The organism is Rhizobium hidalgonense (genome assembly GCF_002914525.1).
GTDB lineage: Bacteria > Pseudomonadota > Alphaproteobacteria > Rhizobiales > Rhizobiaceae > Rhizobium > Rhizobium hidalgonense.
In genome coordinates this window covers 1-17131 of record NZ_LODW01000067.1, presented here as the reverse complement: position 1 = coordinate 17131, position 17131 = coordinate 1, and the positions used below count along the sequence as shown (strand labels likewise).

Annotated in this window: 14 protein-coding genes, 1 pseudogene and 2 riboswitches; of the genes and pseudogenes, 9 read left to right on the top strand and 6 right to left on the bottom strand. The window is 61.2% G+C overall.

The window, feature by feature from the left end; all coding sequences use genetic code 11:
* The first annotated feature begins 192 nt into the window (after positions 1-192).
* Positions 193-678: a peptide-methionine (R)-S-oxide reductase MsrB gene (gene msrB / locus ATY29_RS21640; RefSeq protein WP_025417132.1), complete on the top strand. Its 486-nt coding sequence runs from the start codon at positions 193-195 to the stop codon at positions 676-678.
* Here the strand turns inward: msrB and ATY29_RS21635 are convergent.
* On the bottom strand, positions 675-1883 hold the full coding sequence (locus ATY29_RS21635; protein ID WP_097537294.1) for a TIGR03862 family flavoprotein: 1209 nt from the start codon (positions 1881-1883) through the stop codon (positions 675-677). The two genes, msrB and ATY29_RS21635, sit on opposite strands and share 4 nt — an antisense overlap.
* A gap of 72 nt (positions 1884-1955) precedes the next feature.
* Positions 1956-2378 (bottom strand): MerR family transcriptional regulator, encoded by a 423-nt coding sequence (locus ATY29_RS21630; RefSeq protein WP_003566912.1) that lies wholly within the window; start codon positions 2376-2378, stop codon positions 1956-1958.
* Positions 2379-2449: 71 nt separating this feature from the next.
* Between ATY29_RS21630 and ATY29_RS21625 the strand changes: the two genes are divergently transcribed.
* The 7 genes from ATY29_RS21625 (at position 2450) to ATY29_RS21595 (ending at position 13440) form a co-directional block, all read left to right on the top strand.
* The gene (locus ATY29_RS21625) at positions 2450-4705 is read left to right on the top strand and encodes a heavy metal translocating P-type ATPase (protein WP_097537293.1); all 2256 of its coding nucleotides are present in this window, start codon (positions 2450-2452) and stop codon (positions 4703-4705) included.
* A gap of 39 nt (positions 4706-4744) precedes the next feature.
* Positions 4745-5013: riboswitch (cobalamin riboswitch) on the top strand.
* 104 nt (positions 5014-5117) lie between these two features.
* Positions 5118-7442: a 5-methyltetrahydropteroyltriglutamate--homocysteine S-methyltransferase gene (gene metE, locus ATY29_RS21620; RefSeq protein ID WP_097537292.1), complete on the top strand. Its 2325-nt coding sequence runs from the start codon at positions 5118-5120 to the stop codon at positions 7440-7442.
* Between the two features lie 184 nt (positions 7443-7626).
* Positions 7627-7852: riboswitch (cobalamin riboswitch) on the top strand.
* A 278-nt stretch (positions 7853-8130) separates the two neighbouring features.
* On the top strand, positions 8131-8352 hold the full coding sequence (gene nrdH, locus ATY29_RS21615) for a glutaredoxin-like protein NrdH (RefSeq protein ID WP_025417128.1): 222 nt from the start codon (positions 8131-8133) through the stop codon (positions 8350-8352).
* 13 nt (positions 8353-8365) lie between these two features.
* On the top strand, positions 8366-8782 hold the full coding sequence (gene nrdI / locus ATY29_RS21610) for a class Ib ribonucleoside-diphosphate reductase assembly flavoprotein NrdI (protein ID WP_097537291.1): 417 nt from the start codon (positions 8366-8368) through the stop codon (positions 8780-8782).
* Positions 8761-10965, top strand: coding sequence for a class 1b ribonucleoside-diphosphate reductase subunit alpha (nrdE, locus tag ATY29_RS21605; RefSeq protein ID WP_097537290.1), 2205 nt, complete (start codon positions 8761-8763; stop codon positions 10963-10965). The genes nrdI and nrdE overlap by 22 nt, the downstream gene beginning before the upstream one ends.
* A gap of 172 nt (positions 10966-11137) precedes the next feature.
* Positions 11138-12112, top strand: a complete 975-nt coding sequence (nrdF, locus tag ATY29_RS21600; protein WP_097537289.1) for a class 1b ribonucleoside-diphosphate reductase subunit beta — start codon at positions 11138-11140, stop codon at positions 12110-12112.
* A 104-nt stretch (positions 12113-12216) separates the two neighbouring features.
* A complete protein-coding gene (locus ATY29_RS21595) occupies positions 12217-13440 on the top strand; it encodes an adenylate/guanylate cyclase domain-containing protein (RefSeq protein WP_025417124.1) in 1224 nt (407 codons plus the stop codon).
* A 6-nt stretch (positions 13441-13446) separates the two neighbouring features.
* Here ATY29_RS21595 and queE read toward each other — a convergent pair whose 3' ends face one another.
* The 4 genes from queE to ATY29_RS21575 all read right to left on the bottom strand — a co-directional run bounded on the left by queE (position 13447) and on the right by ATY29_RS21575 (position 16386).
* Positions 13447-14175 (bottom strand): 7-carboxy-7-deazaguanine synthase QueE, encoded by a 729-nt coding sequence (gene queE, locus ATY29_RS21590; protein ID WP_097537288.1) that lies wholly within the window; start codon positions 14173-14175, stop codon positions 13447-13449.
* Positions 14172-14528 (bottom strand): 6-carboxytetrahydropterin synthase QueD, encoded by a 357-nt coding sequence (gene queD / locus ATY29_RS21585; RefSeq protein ID WP_003566894.1) that lies wholly within the window; start codon positions 14526-14528, stop codon positions 14172-14174. The genes queE and queD overlap by 4 nt, the downstream gene beginning before the upstream one ends.
* On the bottom strand, positions 14528-15238 hold the full coding sequence (queC, locus tag ATY29_RS21580; RefSeq protein ID WP_025417122.1) for a 7-cyano-7-deazaguanine synthase QueC: 711 nt from the start codon (positions 15236-15238) through the stop codon (positions 14528-14530). Before queC ends, queD begins: the two co-directional genes overlap by 1 nt.
* Before the next feature lie 95 nt (positions 15239-15333).
* The gene (locus tag ATY29_RS21575; RefSeq protein WP_003566890.1) at positions 15334-16386 is read right to left on the bottom strand and encodes a LacI family DNA-binding transcriptional regulator; all 1053 of its coding nucleotides are present in this window, start codon (positions 16384-16386) and stop codon (positions 15334-15336) included.
* A gap of 304 nt (positions 16387-16690) precedes the next feature.
* Here ATY29_RS21575 and ATY29_RS21570 point away from each other — a divergent pair.
* Positions 16691-17131: pseudogene (locus ATY29_RS21570) on the top strand (sugar ABC transporter substrate-binding protein); the annotation flags it as partial.

Here is a 17131-nt window from a genome sequence, read left to right as displayed (position 1 = left end):
AGTTCAGCATAGTCTGATGGAAAAGCGGCGGGTTTGCAATCAGCCGGCGCCTGGTGGTTATCCATGTGCGGCTCTTCCCGACAAAACGGTTGAATTCACATTTCGGTGTTCGAGCCGTCATCGTGTAACAAAAGACCGCTCCTGTCCGTAGTTCTGTGCAGAAACGAAGTTTGCCGGCGAGGAGATCCGACGATGATGAACAGACGATTGTTGCTGATGGGTGTCGCTTTCGGGACGCTCGCGGTTCACTTGGGCCTGGCCGGCAAGGCGTTTGCCGGCGAGACCTTCGCGGTGACGCATAGCGAGGCTGAATGGCGCAAGCTGCTGACGCCGGATCAATATACTGTCCTGCGCCAGGCGGGAACGGAATCCCCCTTTACCAGCGCCTTGCTGCACGAGGAGCGGAAGGGCAATTTCGCCTGCGCCGGCTGCAATCAGGACCTTTTTTCCTCGGCGACCAAATTCGATAGCGGCACCGGCTGGCCAAGCTTCTGGGCGCCGCTGAAAGATGCCGTCGGCACCGAGAACGACTCCACCTTCGGCATGGTGCGGACCGCTGTGCATTGTAGCCGCTGCGGTGGCCATCTCGGGCATGTTTTCGATGACGGCCCGAAGCCGACAGGGCTTCGCTACTGCATGAACGGCCTTGCCATGACATTCCATCCGGCCTCGGCCTAGCGCTGGATCCAGGCTTCGATGCCGCGCGCCGCCGCCCGGCCGGTCGCCAGACAGGCGGTGAGGAGATAACCGCCGGTCGGTGCCTCCCAGTCGAGCATCTCGCCGGCGACGAAGGTGCCCGGCAGCGCCTTCAGCATGAAGCCGTCGTCGATGCCGCTCCAGCGGATGCCGCCGGCCGAGGAAATCGCTTCGGCGATCGGCCGGGTTGCCAGAACGGGGATCGGCAGGGCTTTGATTATGCCGGCGAGACGTTCGGGGTCGGTCCGGTTGCGCTCGGGGGCGAGTTCGCGCAGCAAGGCCGCCTTGACGCCGTCGAGGCCGGCGCCCTTGCGCAGGCGGTTTGAGAAGCTCGATTTGGCATCCTGCCGCGCAAGATCGCGCGCCAGCCTTTCGGTCGTCCGGCCCGGGGTGAGGTCGAGCGTCAGGGCCGCGCTGCCGTGGGTCAGAAGCCGGTCGCGGAGGCTGGCGGCATTGGCATAGACGAGGCTGCCCTCGATGCCGCTTGCAGTGATGACGAATTCGCCGGGAAAGGTGCCGGCCTCGGATGTAGCGGTGACCGACTTCACCGGCTCGCCGGCGAAACGCTCGCTGAAATTTTGGCTCCAGCCGACGACGAAGCCGCAATTGGCGGGCTGGAAGGCGTCGATCTCGACGCCTTTCTCCGATAGCCAGGGCAGCCAGCGCGCATCGGAGCCGAGGCGCGGCCAGCTTGCGCCGCCGAGCGCCAGCAGGGCGGCGTCGCAATGGACGATGCTGCGTCCTTCGGGCGTTTCGAAAAGGTAGCCCTCCTCGGCAAAACCGACCCAGCGATGACGGCTGCGCAGCGTGACGCCCTGCGCCTCCAATCGCCTGAGCCAGGCGCGCAGCAAGGGAGAGGCTTTCATCACCGTTGGAAAAACCCGACCGGACGAGCCGACGAAAGTTTCCGTCCCGAGCCCCGCTGCCCAATCCCTGATATCGCCAGGGGTAAAGGCATCAAGCGCGGGACGCAGACGGCCGGCGGCGGCGCCGAAGCGCGTGGCGAAACGGGCATAATCTTCGGAATGGGTGATGTTCAGGCCCGACTTGCCGGCCAGCAGGAACTTGCGGGCGAAGGTCGGCATGGCGTCGTAAACCGTCACCGCATGGCCGGAGAGCGAAAGCAGTTCGGCGGCCGCAAGGCCCGCCGGGCCGCCGCCGATGATGGCAATTCGCTTCTGGTTCATGGATGCCTTCGCCCGATTCTTTCTGCTGCAGTTTTGACGTGGGCGTTGGTTGCTTGCAAGATTGTCAGTTCGTCAGTGGCGCGAATGCGTGCACTGGCCGTGGTCGGCGAGAACCTCGATGACGCGGCATTGGTCGACCCGGCCATGGCCGCAGCCTTCCACCATGGTTTCCAGCTCGGCCTTCAGCGCCATCAGGCTGCGGATGCGCTGTTCGACCTCGACGAGGCGGGCCTTGGCGATGGCATCGGCCGAGGCGCAGGATTGGTGCGGATCATCCTGCAGGGTGAGCAGCGTGCGGATCGCCTCGATCTCGAAACCGAGTTCGCGGGCATGGCGAATGAAGGCGAGGCGGCTGATGTCGGCGGGCTCGAAGGAGCGCTGGTTGCCCTCGCTGCGGCTCGGCGCGGCGAGCAGGCCGATGCTTTCGTAATAACGCACCGTCGGCACTTTGACGCCGCTCTGGCGAGCCGCTTCACCAATGGTGATCTTTTTCATGATTTTTCTCTTGCACCTCTAGTCGCTAGAGGATGTAGGAGAGATGCTTCTGTTTGACAAGGAAGCGGATCATGGCTGAAACGAGCGAGACACGATACCGGGTCGGCGGCATGGATTGCGCCTCCTGTGCAACCAAGATCGATACCGCGGTCAGGCGCGTGGCGGGTGTCGCGGATGTTTCCGTCTCGGTGATGGCCGGCACGATGACCGTCCGGCATGACGGCAGCGATCTCAAGGCGATCGAGAAGAAGGTGACGGGGCTCGGATATTCCGTCTCGCCCTTTGCCGGAGGCGTGGCGCCGACACATGACCACGGCTCGCATGATCACGGCGATCACGGCGATCACGTGGGTCACGATCACGATCACGAAGGCCATGACCACGATCACGCAGGTCACGATCACGGCCTTGCCCGTGGCGAAAAGGAAATCGAAGGTCTGCATGGACATGACCATGGGCCGACGACCGGTCCCTGGTGGCAGAGCAAGAAGGGCCGGCTGACCATCTTCTCGGGTGCAGCGCTGATTGCCGCCTATGCGATCGGCCATCTGGTGCCGGCGATCGGATCTTATGCCTTCATCATCGCCATGCTGGTCGGTCTGGTGCCGATCGCGCGGCGGGCGGTCATGGCGGCTCTCTCCGGCACGCCATTTTCGATCGAGATGCTGATGACGATCGCTGCCGTCGGCGCCGTCATCATCAATGCGGGGGAGGAGGCGGCGACCGTCGTATTCCTGTTCCTCGTCGGTGAGCTGCTGGAGGGCGTGGCCGCCGGCAAGGCGCGCGAAAGCATCCAGTCGCTGACCGCGCTGGTGCCGAAGAATGCGCTGCTCGAAGAGAACGGTCAGACGCGGGAGGTGCCGGCGGAGAGCCTTGTCGTCGGCGCGATCATCATGGTGCGTCCGGGCGACCGCATTTCGGCGGACGGCATCATCATCTCGGGCGAGAGCGCGATCGACGAGGCGCCGGTAACGGGCGAAAGCACGCCGGTGCGCAAGGGCGTCGATGCCGTCGTCTTCGCCGGAACGGTGAATGGCGACGCGGTGCTCAGGGTCCGCGTCACGGCGGCCGCTGCCGACAATACCATCGCCCGCGTCGTCAAGCTGGTGGAGGAAGCGCAGGAATCCAAGGCGCCGACGGAACGCTTCATCGATCGGTTCTCGCGCTATTACACGCCCGGCGTGGTCGTGATCGCAGCACTTGTTGCGGTCTTGCCGCCGCTGTTGTTCGGCGGCTTGTGGAATGAATGGGTCTATAAGGGCCTTGCCATCCTGCTGATTGGCTGCCCCTGCGCGCTCGTCATTTCGACGCCAGCGGCAATCGCCGCGTCGCTTTCGGCGGGTGCGCGGCGCGGGCTGCTGATGAAGGGCGGCGCAGTGCTGGAAACGCTCGGCAAGGTGACGATGGTCGCCTTCGACAAGACAGGCACGCTGACGGAAGGCAAGCCTCAGGTGACCGATATCGTTTCCTTCGGATTGAGCGAGGCGCAGGTGCTCTCGCGCGCCGCGGTGCTGGAGCAGGGTTCCAGCCATCCCTTGGCGCTGGCGATCCTTAACCGCGCCAAGGCGGACGGCCTTCCCGTGCCGCCGGCTTTCGAGCTGGAAGCACTGCCGGGCAAGGGTATCAGCGGCAAGGTCGGCGGCGAGACGCTGGACCTGCTGTCGCCGCCCGCTGCCCGCGAGCGCGGCGCGCTGGACGGCGAACAGGAAGCGCGCATCACTGTTCTGAACGACGAAGGCAAGAGTGTCTCGGTCCTGCTCGTCGATGGTGTTGCGGCCGGCCTCATCGCCATGCGCGACGAGCCGCGCGGGGATGCGCAGGCCGGGCTCTCCACACTGAAATTGGCAGGCGTCAAGGCGATCATGCTGACGGGCGACAACAAGCGAACGGCGGCAGCCGTTGCCGGCATGCTCGGCATCGACTGGCGCGGCGAGATGATGCCGGAAGACAAGCAGCAAGTCGTCGGCGAATTGAAGCGCCAGGGCTTCATCGTCGCCAAGGTCGGCGACGGCATCAACGATGCGCCGGCGCTGGCTGCTGCCGATATCGGCATCGCCATGGGCGGCGGCACCGATGTGGCGCTGGAGACGGCCGATGCCGCCGTGTTGCACGGACGCGTCGGCGACGTCGCACGGATGATTGAACTGTCCAAACGCACGATGCGCAACATCCTGCAGAATATTACCATCGCGCTCGGGTTGAAGGCGGTGTTCCTGGTGACGACGATTGCCGGCATCACCGGGCTCTGGCCGGCGATCCTCGCCGATACCGGCGCGACAGTATTGGTAACGATCAATGCGTTGGGACTGGTTCGAATAAAGATATAAACATTTCTTTATATCTCTTGACGGCATCCGCTTGCGGGCGCATTCTCGCGGCATCGTGGTTCTGCGGATCGTTCGGTCCGGAGCTAAGAGGGAATTCGGTGCGGCGCTGTGTTGAATTGCTGCATAATTTTATCCTGAAATGGAATCCGATTTCAGGAATTATGCAGTAGCGCCCAATCCGAAGCTGCCCCCGCAACTGTAGGCGGAGAGCCGCCGTCCAATTGACGTCACTGGGAAAGACGCCCGGGAAGACTGGACGGTGGCAACGACCCGCAAGTCAGGAGACCTGCCACGATCGATAACGTCCACGGGCGGGGTGTCCCGGTGTGCCGCCTTCTGCGAAACGGTACCTTCATGTCCGTTCGTCGATGCGTCTCGCCAGTGCCTTGCCCATAACCTTCGGGGTAAGGAAATGAGCATCAAGACTGCAAATCTCGGCTTTCCGAGGATCGGAAGCCACCGCGAACTGAAATTCGCGCTGGAAAGCTACTGGGCCGGCAAGAGCAACGCGGCAGCACTCCTGGAAACGGCGAAAAAGCTGCGCGCCGAGAACTGGGAGCTGCAGCAGCAAAAGGGGATCGCCATCATCCCCTCCAATGACTTCTCGCTCTATGATCATGTTCTCGATCTCGCGGTGATGGTCGGCGCGATTCCGGCCGCTTATGGCTGGAAGGGCGGTCCTGTCGATCTCGACACCTATTTTGCGATGGCGCGCGGCTCGACCGGCGAGAGCCATCACGGCGATTGCGGCCATGTCCACCATGGTCACGGGGTGCCGGCGCTGGAGATGACCAAATGGTTCGACACCAACTACCACTACATGGTTCCGGAACTCAGGCGTGACCAGGCGTTCACGCTGACTGCGAATAGACCGCTGGAGGCATTCCTGGAGGCGAAGGCGCTAAGTATCCATACGCGGCCGGTCATTCTAGGGCCAGTCACCTTCCTGAAACTCGCCAAATCCACCGAGGCCGGCTTCGACACGGTCGAGCTGCTCGACCGGCTGCTGCCGGTCTACGCCAAGATATTTGCCGAGTTGAGTGCGGCAGGTGCCGACTGGATACAGGTCGACGAGCCATGCCTCGTCCTCGATCTTTCCGACAGCGAGCGCGCCGCGCTCAACCAGACTTACCGGGCGCTTGGCGAAGTGGTGCCGGATCTCAAGATCATGCTCGCCGGTTATTTCGGCGACTTGGGCGACAATCTTCCGGCGGCAATTGAGTTGCCGGTCGCAGGCCTTCATGTCGATCTGGTGCGCGGGCCGCAGCAGGTCGAGATTCTCCTGGAAAGGACTCCTGATAGTCTCGTGCTGTCGCTCGGCGTCATCGACGGACGCAACATCTGGCGGGCCGATCTAAACGCCATCCTGAACAGGATCGCGCCGCTGGTTTCCAGGTTAGGGGAACATCGACTTCAAATCGCGCCGTCCTGCTCCCTCCTTCACGTGCCGATCGATCTCGATCTGGAAGCAGGGCTCGACGGCGAGCTGAAAACATGGCTCGCCTTTGCGACGCAGAAGCTGGACGAGCTTGCCGTGCTCGGCAGCGGTGCTGCGGACCGGAGCGGCGTTATCGGTGCGCTTGAAGCGTCTTTGCGCGCCGTCGCTGCCCGCGCCTCTTCCTCAAGGGTTCATGACGCCGGAGTTGCGGTGCGATTGGCAGGCATCGACGGGAGGATGAAACGCCGAGGTCGCGCATTCCTCGCGCGCAAAGCGCTTCAGGACGACCGGTTGCGACTGCCGCTCTTCCCTACGACGACGATCGGTTCCTTTCCGCAGACGCCGGAAGTGCGCAAGTCGCGCGCGGCCTATGTCAAGGGTGCGATCAGCGGCTCCGATTACGAGGCCTTCCTCAGAAAGGAGACGGAATCGGCGATCCGCTGGCAGGAGGAGATCGGACTCGACGTGCTCGTTCACGGCGAGTTCGAGCGTAACGACATGGTGCAGTATTTCGGCGAGCAGCTTTCAGGCTTCGCCTTCACCGCCCATGCCTGGGTGCAGAGTTACGGTTCACGCTATGTCCGTCCGCCGATCATCTTCGGCGACGTCTCGCGCCCGAAGCCGATGACGCTGGAATGGTGGCGTTATGCGCAATCGCTGACGGAAAAGCCGGTGAAGGGCATGCTGACGGGGCCGGTGACGATCCTCAACTGGTCCTTCGTCCGCGACGATCTTGCGCGTGCAGATGTCAGCCGGCAGATCGCGCTGGCGATTCGCGACGAGGTGACCGATCTCGAAAAGGCGGGTGCGGCGATGATCCAGATCGATGAGGCGGCACTTCGTGAAGGCCTGCCGCTGCGTCAGGCGGACTGGAAGGCCTATCTCGACTGGGCGGTGGAAAGTTTCCACCTGTGCTCGACCGGCGTTGCCGACGAGACACAGATCCACACCCACATGTGCTATTCGGAGTTCAACCAGATCATCGGCGCCATCGCCGCGATGGATGCCGACGTCATCTCCATCGAGACTTCCCGTTCGAAGATGGAGCTACTGGAAGCCTTCCGAAGCTACAAATATCCGAACGAAATCGGCCCCGGCGTCTACGATATCCATTCGCCGCGCGTTCCCGAGGTCGCCGAGATGACCGAGCTCATGCAGCTTGCCCGCGGGCGACTCTCGGACGGGCAGTTGTGGGTCAATCCGGATTGCGGCCTGAAGACCCGCAAATGGGAAGAGGTGCGTCCGGCACTCGTCAACATGGTCGCCGCCGCTCATGTGTTGCGGACCACGGGCCGGTGAAGGGCGCTTAAATCTCCGAACAATCTCGAGGAGCCGGCTTTTGCCGGCTCCCTTTTATAAATGAGTTCTCCACAGCGCTTTTCCGTTAACGCTTCGTTATCCACATCATACACAGGCACGGCGATTCGTCCCCGCCATTGCTGCGCCGCCACAACAACTTGTTGACGTCATCAGCGATTCGAGTACCATATATAGTGTTCGAGGTTCCGTCGATTCGTAGGGATTGATGGCTAAGACGGGAATTCGGTGCGCTTCGCCATCATGGTGCGGCAATGCCGGAGCTGCCCCCGCAACTGTAAGCGGCGAGCAACTGTCCGATTTCAGGTCACTGGAGCATGATGCTCCGGGAAGGCTGGGGCAGACTGCTTTGACCCGTGAGCCAGGAGACCTGCCTCGAGCAAAACGTCCACGGGCGGGGTGTCCGGAAGGTCGCGTTGCATGGCTGCGGGGAATCTCCGCGTCGCGTTTCGCAGGCCCGAACCACCGCCCCGAAACCTTCGTATTGAGCTACTTCGGGGTGAAGTCATGTCAGCATCTCAGTTCAGGCCGCCACCCGCTAGAGGTAGAGGGCGGAGTATGCTCAGCGGCTAAACGGCCGCATAGCTCAGATCATCGAAGAATTTTCGACGGATATCGACAGATTTCCGATCGATGTCCTGCGCCCAATCGCGTCGTCACGAGGAATATCATGACCATTACCGTCTACAGCAAGCCTGCGTGCGTCCAGTGCACTGCCACCTACCGCGCTCTCGACCGCATGGGCGTCGATTATGACATCGTGGATATCTCGCAGGATGCCGAAGCGCTCGATCGCGTCCGCAGCCTCGGCTACATGCAGGCGCCAGTCGTCATCGCCGGCGAGCGGCATTGGGCGGGTTTCCGTCCCGACATGATCAGCGCGCTCTCCTGATCGGGGCAAGGCGATGGGGCTGATCGTTTATTATTCTAGCCGATCCGAGAATACCCATCGCTTCGTCGCCAAGCTCGGACTGCGCGCGGCACGCATTCCGACAGGCGGCGCAGAGGCGTTCCACATCCGCGAACCCTTCGTGCTTGTCGTGCCGACCTATAGCGGCGACGGCGGCCGAGGGAACGTAAAGGGGGCCGTTCCAAAGCAGGTGATCCGCTTCTTGAACGATGCGGAGAACCGAGGACACATCCGCGGCGTGATCGCCGCGGGCAACAGCAATTTCGGCGAGACATACGGGCTCGCCGGCGACGTGATCTCGCGCAAATGCCAGGTGCCGTACCTCTACAGGTTCGAGCTCATGGGCACCGAGGAGGATGTCGCCAAGGTCAAAGACGGAATGGAGCGATTTTGGACACGGGAACACCTTTAACGCGGGATGCGGGCGCAAAACCGCATAACACTTTTGCTCATCCAGCTGCCGAACGCCCTTTGAAAGCGGCGGAGACACTCGACTATCACGCGCTGAACGCGATGCTGAACCTCTATGACGAGGAGGGACGGATCCAGCTCGACAAGGACCGCATGGCGGCCAAGCAGTATTTTCTGCAGCATGTGAACCAGAACACGGTGTTCTTTCACAATCTGCGGGAAAAGCTCGATTACCTCGTGACCGAAGGCTATTACGAGCAGGAGGTTCTCGACCAGTATTCCTTCAATTTCGTCCGCGACCTGTTCGACCAGGCCTATGCCAGGAAATTCCGGTTTCCCACCTTCCTCGGCGCCTTCAAATATTACACCAGCTATACGCTGAAGACCTTCGACGGGAAGCGCTACCTCGAGCGCTATGAGGATCGCATCTGCATGGTGGCGCTGGCTTTGGCGCGGGGCGACGAAAGCCTTGCCCGCGACATGGTCGACGAGATCATTTCGGGCCGTTTCCAGCCGGCGACGCCGACCTTCCTCAATGCCGGCAAGAAGCAGCGCGGCGAACTCGTCTCCTGCTTCCTGCTGCGGGTCGAGGACAATATGGAATCGATCGGCCGCTCGATCAATTCGGCGCTGCAATTGTCGAAACGCGGCGGCGGCGTGGCGCTGTCGCTGACGAATATCCGTGAGGCCGGGGCGCCGATCAAGCAGATCGAGAACCAGTCGTCGGGCGTCATCCCGGTCATGAAGCTGCTCGAAGACTCGTTCTCCTATGCCAACCAGCTTGGCGCGCGCCAGGGCGCGGGCGCGGTCTATCTCAATGCCCACCACCCCGACATCGTGCGTTTCCTCGATACCAAGCGTGAGAATGCCGACGAGAAAATCCGCATCAAGACGCTATCGCTCGGCGTCGTCGTGCCCGACATCAGCTTCGAACTCGCTAGGAATAACGAGGACATGTACCTGTTCTCGCCCTATGACGTGGAGCGCGTCTATGGCGTGCCCTTTACCGAGATTTCGGTGACGGAAAAGTATCGCGAGATGGTGGCGGACGCCCGCATCTCCAAGAAGAAGATCAAGGCGCGCGAATTTTTCCAGCTGCTCGCCGAAATCCAGTTCGAAAGCGGTTATCCCTACATCATGTTCGAGGACACGGTGAACCGGGCGAACCCGATCGCCGGGCGCATTTCGATGAGCAATCTCTGCTCGGAGATCCTGCAGGTCAGCGAGGCGAGCGAATACGATGACGACCTCTCCTACAAACATCTCGGCAAGGATATTTCCTGCAATCTCGGTTCGCTGAACATTGCCGCAGCCATGGATTCCGCCGATTTCGGCAGGACGATCGAAACCTCGATCCGGGCGCTGACGGCCGTCTCCGACATGAGCCACATCGCCTCGGTGCCCTCGATCGAGAAGGGCAACGACGAGAGCCATGCGATCGGCCTCGGCCAGATGAACCTGCACGGCTATCTCGCTCGCGAGCGGATCTTCTATGGTTCGGAGGAAGGCGTCGATTTCACCAATATCTATTTTTATACGGTGACCTATCACGCGATCCGCGCTTCGAACCTCTTGGCGGTCGAGCGCGGCACGAGCTTCAAGGGCTTCGAGAACTCGAAATATGCCTCCGGCGAATATTTCGACAAATATACCGACCAGCCCTGGCAGCCGGCGACGGAGAAAGTGAAGACGCTGTTTCAGACGGCCGGCATCCATATTCCGACACAGGAAGATTGGGTGGCGCTGAAGAAGGCTGTCATGACCTCCGGCCTTTATAACCAGAATCTGCAGGCGGTGCCGCCGACCGGATCGATCTCCTACATCAATCACTCGACCTCCTCGATCCATCCGATCGTCTCGAAGATCGAGATCCGCAAGGAAGGCAAGATCGGCCGCGTCTATTATCCGGCGCCGTTCATGACCAACGACAATCTCGATTATTATCAGGACGCCTACGAGATCGGGCCGGAGAAGATCATCGATACCTATGCGGCGGCGACCCAGCATGTCGACCAGGGCCTGTCGCTGACCCTGTTCTTCCGCGACACGGCAACGACGAGGGATATCAACAAGGCGCAGATTTACGCCTGGAAGAAGGGCATCAAGACGATCTACTACATCCGACTTCGCCAGATGGCACTTTCGGGTACGGAAGTGCAGGGCTGTGTGTCCTGTACGCTGTAATTTGGTTTCGGCCGTGAGCCTTTAAGCGAGTGGCCCCCTCATCCGCCTGCCGGCACCTTCTCCCCGATAGGGAGAAGACATCTGCGGCAGGCGTGACATCCCCTCGCCCCTCGGGGAGAGGGCAGGGTGAGGGGCTCCGAACGCTAGCATCTAATGGAGAGACATAATCACCATGAACATCGCCGTAAAGCCCATCTCCCGCGTGCGCGCCATCAACTGGAACCGCATCGAGGACGATAAGGATCTCGAAGTCTGGAACCGCCTCACCGGCAATTTCTGGCTGCCGGAAAAGGTGCCGCTGTCGAACGACATTCCTTCCTGGGCGACGCTGACGGCGGCCGAGCAGCAGCTGACCATCCGCGTCTTCACCGGGCTGACGCTGCTGGACACGATCCAGAACGGTGTCGGGTCCATCAGGCTGATGGAGGATGCGGTAACGCCGCATGAGGAGGCGGTGCTTTCGAATGTCTCCTTCATGGAGGCGGTGCATGCACGCTCCTATTCCTCGATCTTCTCGACGCTGTGCTCGACTGTTGATGTCGACGATGCCTACCGCTGGTCGGAGGAAAACGAATTCCTGCAGCGCAAATCGGCGCTGATCATGGAGCAGTATCGCTCTGGTGATCCCCTGAAGAAGAAGGTTGCCAGCGTCTTCCTCGAAAGCTTCCTGTTCTATTCCGGCTTCTACCTGCCGATGTACTGGTCGAGCCGCGCCAAACTCACCAATACGGCCGACATGATCCGGCTGATCATCCGCGACGAGGCGGTGCACGGCTATTATATCGGCTACAAGTTCCAGCGCGGACTGGAGCTGCTCGGGGAAGAGAGAAGGCAGGAGATCAAGGATTTCGCTTTCGACCTGCTGCTCGAACTCTACGACAACGAGGCTCGATATACCGAGGCGCTCTATGACGGCGTCGGGCTGACCGAAGACGTCAAGAAATTCCTGCATTACAATGCCAACAAGGCGTTGATGAACCTCGGTTACGAGGCGCTTTTCCCGGGCGAGGCCTGCAAGGTCAACCCGGCGATCCTGTCTGCGCTGTCGCCGAATGCCGACGAAAACCATGACTTCTTCTCCGGCTCCGGTTCCTCCTATGTTATCGGCAAGGCGGTGGCGACCGAAGACGAGGATTGGGATTTTTGAGGTTTGACCGCAGTTTCCCCTTATCATTTGCTTGCCCGTCGACCACATACAGCGGAAATCGAGTTCGGTCCTTTTCGGGTGATCTGGCGTAACGGGAGTTTTTGATGTCGTCTTTTCCAAACAAGGCCGGGAGTGCCGTCGAGGCGGAGGAGGGTGTCTGGCCGATCCGCAGAAGGCGGGTTCTCGACTGGCTAGTGAACGAGACGCGCAGCGAACGTTTCATCGACAATATCCTGGTGGAAATGTGCGGGAAGCTGCTTTCGGCGGGGGTGCCGGTGGCGCGGGCGACGTTGCATTTCCGCACGAACCATCCGCAATGGGTCGGCGCCCGCATCCTCTGGAAGGACGGTCTTGCGGAGGCGAAGATCGACACATTCGCCTATGGTGTCGAAAACACGCCGGAGTTTCTGAACAGTCCGATCAATGCGATCCATCAGGGTGCCGAGGAGCTGCGCAAACGGCTGGAAGGCGCAGCCGACGGTGACCTGGATGCATTCTATCAGGAACTGCATGACGACGGCCTGACCGAATATATCGCCTGGCCGGTCGAGCACACCTTCGGCAAACGGCATGTCGTGACATTTTCCACCAGCCGACCGGGTGGCTTCGAGCGCGAACATGTCGATTTCCTGCGCGATCTCCTGCCGGCCCTGACGCTGGTCAGCGAAATCAGGCTGAAGAACATCATGGCGCGCACGCTGCTGCAGACCTATGTCGGGCCGCATGCGAGCGAGCAGATCCTGTCGGGCGTGACGACGCGCGGCAGCGGCGCAACCGTCGGCGCGGCGATCATGATCTGCGACCTGCGCGACTTTACGGCGATTTCCGATCTCTGGCCGCGCGACGATGTCATCCACCTGCTGAACGACTATTTCGACGCCATGTCGGATCCGATCGAGCGTTATGGCGGCGAGATCCTGAAGTTCATGGGCGACGGATTGCTGGCGATCTTCCCGCTGACCAAGGAAACGGCCTGCCTCGATCTGCTGCAGGCAATCCGCGAGGGGCAGGCGTCGATGGCCGAGTTGAACAAGGAACATGTGCGCATGGGGCGCGAGCCGCTACGCTACGGCGTCGGCGTGCACGTCGGCGATGTTATGTACGGCAATATCGGCTCGCGCCGCCGGCTGGATTTCACCGTCATCGGCCCGGCGGTCAATGTCGCCTCGCGGCTGGAAAGCCTGACCAAGGAGGTCAAGCGTCCGGTGCTCTTGTCGCGGGCCTTCGTCGAAATGGCAAGCTGCGCGAAAGACATGGACAGTCTCGGCACCTTCCCGCTGCGCGGGCTCGGAGAGCCTGTCGATGTCTTCGCCTTTCCGGAACGATAGACCGGCTCACACGCCGCGCTTGTTGCCCCACAGCAGCACGTGCAGCTGCGGCAGCACGCGCGGGGCAAACCATCCGTCGGCGGTTACCTTATCGATTAGCCAGTGCATCCTGTCCATGAGGCCATCGATATCGATGCGGGCGTCGTCGTCATCAGGCGGCGGCGGTGTATGGTTGCCCGGCTGGAGAAACAAGGGAATATAGGGATAACGCTCGCCCACCCGTTGCGCGAAGGCGTAATCGACGTCGTCGAAGACGACGATTTTCAATGCGATCTCCGGTCCGCCGGCGGCATGCCGTAGACAATTGTCGATCTCACCCCAATCGGTCAGCATTCCGCTCGACGGCGGCTTGGGGCTCAAGACCAGGACGTCTAGATCGCGAAACCAGTCTCTGGCCACACTTCCCTGCGTTTCCAGCGCGAAGCGGTATCCCTGGGAATGGCCGAGCTCGATCAGCGGCCCCAGAGGTTGGATCGCCGGATTGCCTCCGGAAAGGGAAATCGTCATCGGCCTGCCGCCGGAAAGCCTCGTCACCTCCTGCCAGATCGCATCGACCGCCATCGGAATCCATTGATCCCGGTAGGCGCTGTCGACCGCGTGAAGACTATCGCACCAGGAGCAGCGATAGTCACAGCCGCCTGTCCTGACGAATACTGTCGGCAGTCCGATCAAAACGCCTTCGCCCTGGATGGTCGGGCCGAAGATCTCACTGACGCGAATGGTCCCTGCGCTCATGGCCGGTACTCCGCCCAGGTCTTCGGCGTCTCGCTGATGCGGACGGACGATGTCTCCGGGAAGCGCTGCTTGCACCAGTCGTAAAAGTGCTTTGCCAGGAACTCGGATGTGACTTTCGAATGGCCGAAGACCTCGTTCAGATGGCGATGATCGAGCGCCTCGTCGATATAGCGCTTGAGCGGCGAGAGGTCGTGATAGTCGCGCACGAAGCCGTCGTCATTGAGGCTTTCGGCCGCGAGTTCGACGACCACGATATAGTTGTGGCCGTGAAGCCTGGCGCATTGATGATCGGCGGGCAGGTGGTCCAGCTGGTGCGAGGCGGAGAGATGAAACTCCTTGGTGATGCGGTACATCAACGCACCTCCGCGGCGGAATATTGCGACACCGCTGCCTTCCAGAAATCCCCGTCTTCGTACTCGGTGGGATCGGGAATCTCTGCAAGGTGGAAGGCCTCGCGGCGTTCGACGCAGGTTCCGCAACGCCCGCAATGGAGCCTGCCGCCCTTGTAGCAGGACCATGTTTCCACAAACGGTGTCGCATGTTTCGCGCCGTCGGCCACGATCGCCGCTTTGGGAGCATCGACATAGGGTGCGAGCAGTCTGACACTGGCATAACCGTCCAGAGCTTCGTTCTGCATATGCTGGAAGGCGTCGATGAAGCCCGGCCGGCAATCGGGATAGATGAAGTGGTCGCCGCCATGCACGGCGACGGCGACGGCATCCGCCTTCTGCGCGGCCGCCAAGCCGAACGCGATCGCCAGCATGATGGCGTTACGGTTCGGCACCACGGTGGCTTTCATGGTCTCCTCGGCGTAATGGCCATCCGGGACCTCGACATTGTCGGTCAGGGCCGATCCGCCGAGATGGCCGCCGATGGTGGCGATGTCGATGATATGATGGGGAACAGCAAGGCGTGCGGCGCACCGGGCGGCGAAATCGAGTTCCTTGCGATGCCGCTGGCCGTAGTCGAAGGAGACGAGGCCGATAAGCTGTTGTTCCGCTGCTATTTTGTGAGCAAGCGAAACGGAGTCGAGTCCGCCGGAGCAGACGACAATAGTCTTCATATTTTGGATCCCTTGTTTTGACCGGGTGGGCTGCGACCGGATTACGGCGTGCTTCTAGGGCAAATCACGCCTGTTGGGAATAGGCTTCAGAGGGATTAGCCGATCGGGAAATTGATCTGCGGCGGCAGCAGCAGATGCAGGTCTTCGGCGTCGGGGTTGTTGATGCGCTGCAGCAGCATGCGCCCGAGATCCTCGCCCGCCGCCGTCAGGTCCTCGTGAATGGTGTCGACCTTCGGCTGCAATTGGGTGAGAAGGCGGGATGTTTCCTTGGCGACGATATCGTAGTCGACAGCCAGTGTCCGGCCGGCGTCGCTCATGCCGCTGATGACGGCGAGTGCGGAGACTTCGCCCGGACAAATGAAGCCGTCGGGCGCATCCGGGGCGGCGGCGCGGCTGCAGATGCAATCGCGCAGCACATCCGCCGGCGTGTCGAGATCGACCGTTTCGGGGATCTCATAGGCAATGCCGGCTTCGCGCACCGCCGTCATGAAGCCGTGCAGGATATGCTGGCAGAAGGTCAGCCTTTTCGGCGGCAGGATCACTGCCACCTTTCTACGGCCCTTCGCAATCAGCCGGCGTGTCGCCTCGTAGGCAAAGGTGAAATTGTCGTAGTCGACATAAGGGTGGGGCGTCGAAAATTCCGTGCGGCCGTGACAGATGAAGGGAAAGCCGGTTTCGAACAGCAGGCGGACGCGGGCATCGAGCGGTTCGGTCCGCGTGAAGATCAGCCCGTCGGCAAGGTGGTTGCGGACGATATATTCGGCGGCCTCGACATCGGTCGTCGACAGGAAGTTCGGGGCGACGACGAGGTGATAGGAGGTTTCCTTCAGCGCCTTGGCGATGCCGTACATGATCGAGGTGCTGAAACCGACCACTTCCTCGTGCGAATCGAGCAAGATGGCGATGACATTGGTGCGGCCGGTCTTCAGGCGCTGCGCGGCCCGATCTGGGAGATAGCCGATCTCGCGGGCGATGCGGTGCACGCGCTGGCGGGTTTCCAGTGAAATCTGCGGCGCATCGGAGAGGGCGCGTGACACCGTCGTCACCGCAAGGCCGGCGATCGTGGCGATCGTCCGCAAGGTCGGCTTGCCGCGCTTATGGGTGATATCGAGATTTTCGCCGCGTCGCGGCCGGGACGGTTCGGTCACTTTCGGCTTTCCGTGCTGGAATTGGCGATACAATAACACGATGACTCGGACGCGCAATCGAGGAATGAAAACGTTTTAAATTTTTGCGATCTGTTAGCCAAATCAATAATATACATAAAATTCAATAGGATATCGAAATAGGCATATTTTTCTCGGGAGTCGAGAAAGGGCTTGACGATCAGAGGCTTATAACGTTTTAAATTAGCAACCGCGCGGAGGAGTGCGGCCGATGTCGACCGCCGGAACGGTGGAAAACATCGGGCGGCAGGGAGGGCCCGCCGCCGATTTCAATGGGAGGAAATTCATGCGCAAGTTTTTGAGCTCGGCGGCCATTGCCGTCGTGATGATGGCTGGCCTTGGTGCGGCGCAGGCTGCCGACGTAAAAGAGGTTCAGATGCTTCACTGGTGGACGTCAGGCGGCGAGGCAGCGGCGCTGAACGTTCTGAAGCAGGATCTGTCGAAGGAAGGCTTTGCCTGGAAAGACGTGCCGGTTGCCGGCGGCGGCGGTGATGCGGCGATGACGGCGCTGAAGGCGATGGTGGCGGCCGGCACCTATCCGACGGCCTCGCAGATGCTGGGCTACACCGTGCTCGATTACGCCCAGGCCGGTGTGATGGGCGACCTGACCGAGACGGCGAAGAAGGAAGGCTGGGACAAATCGGTGCCGGCGGCGCTGCAGAAGTTCTCGGTCTATGACGGCAAATGGGTCGCCGCCCCGGTCAACGTCCATTCGGTCAACTGGCTG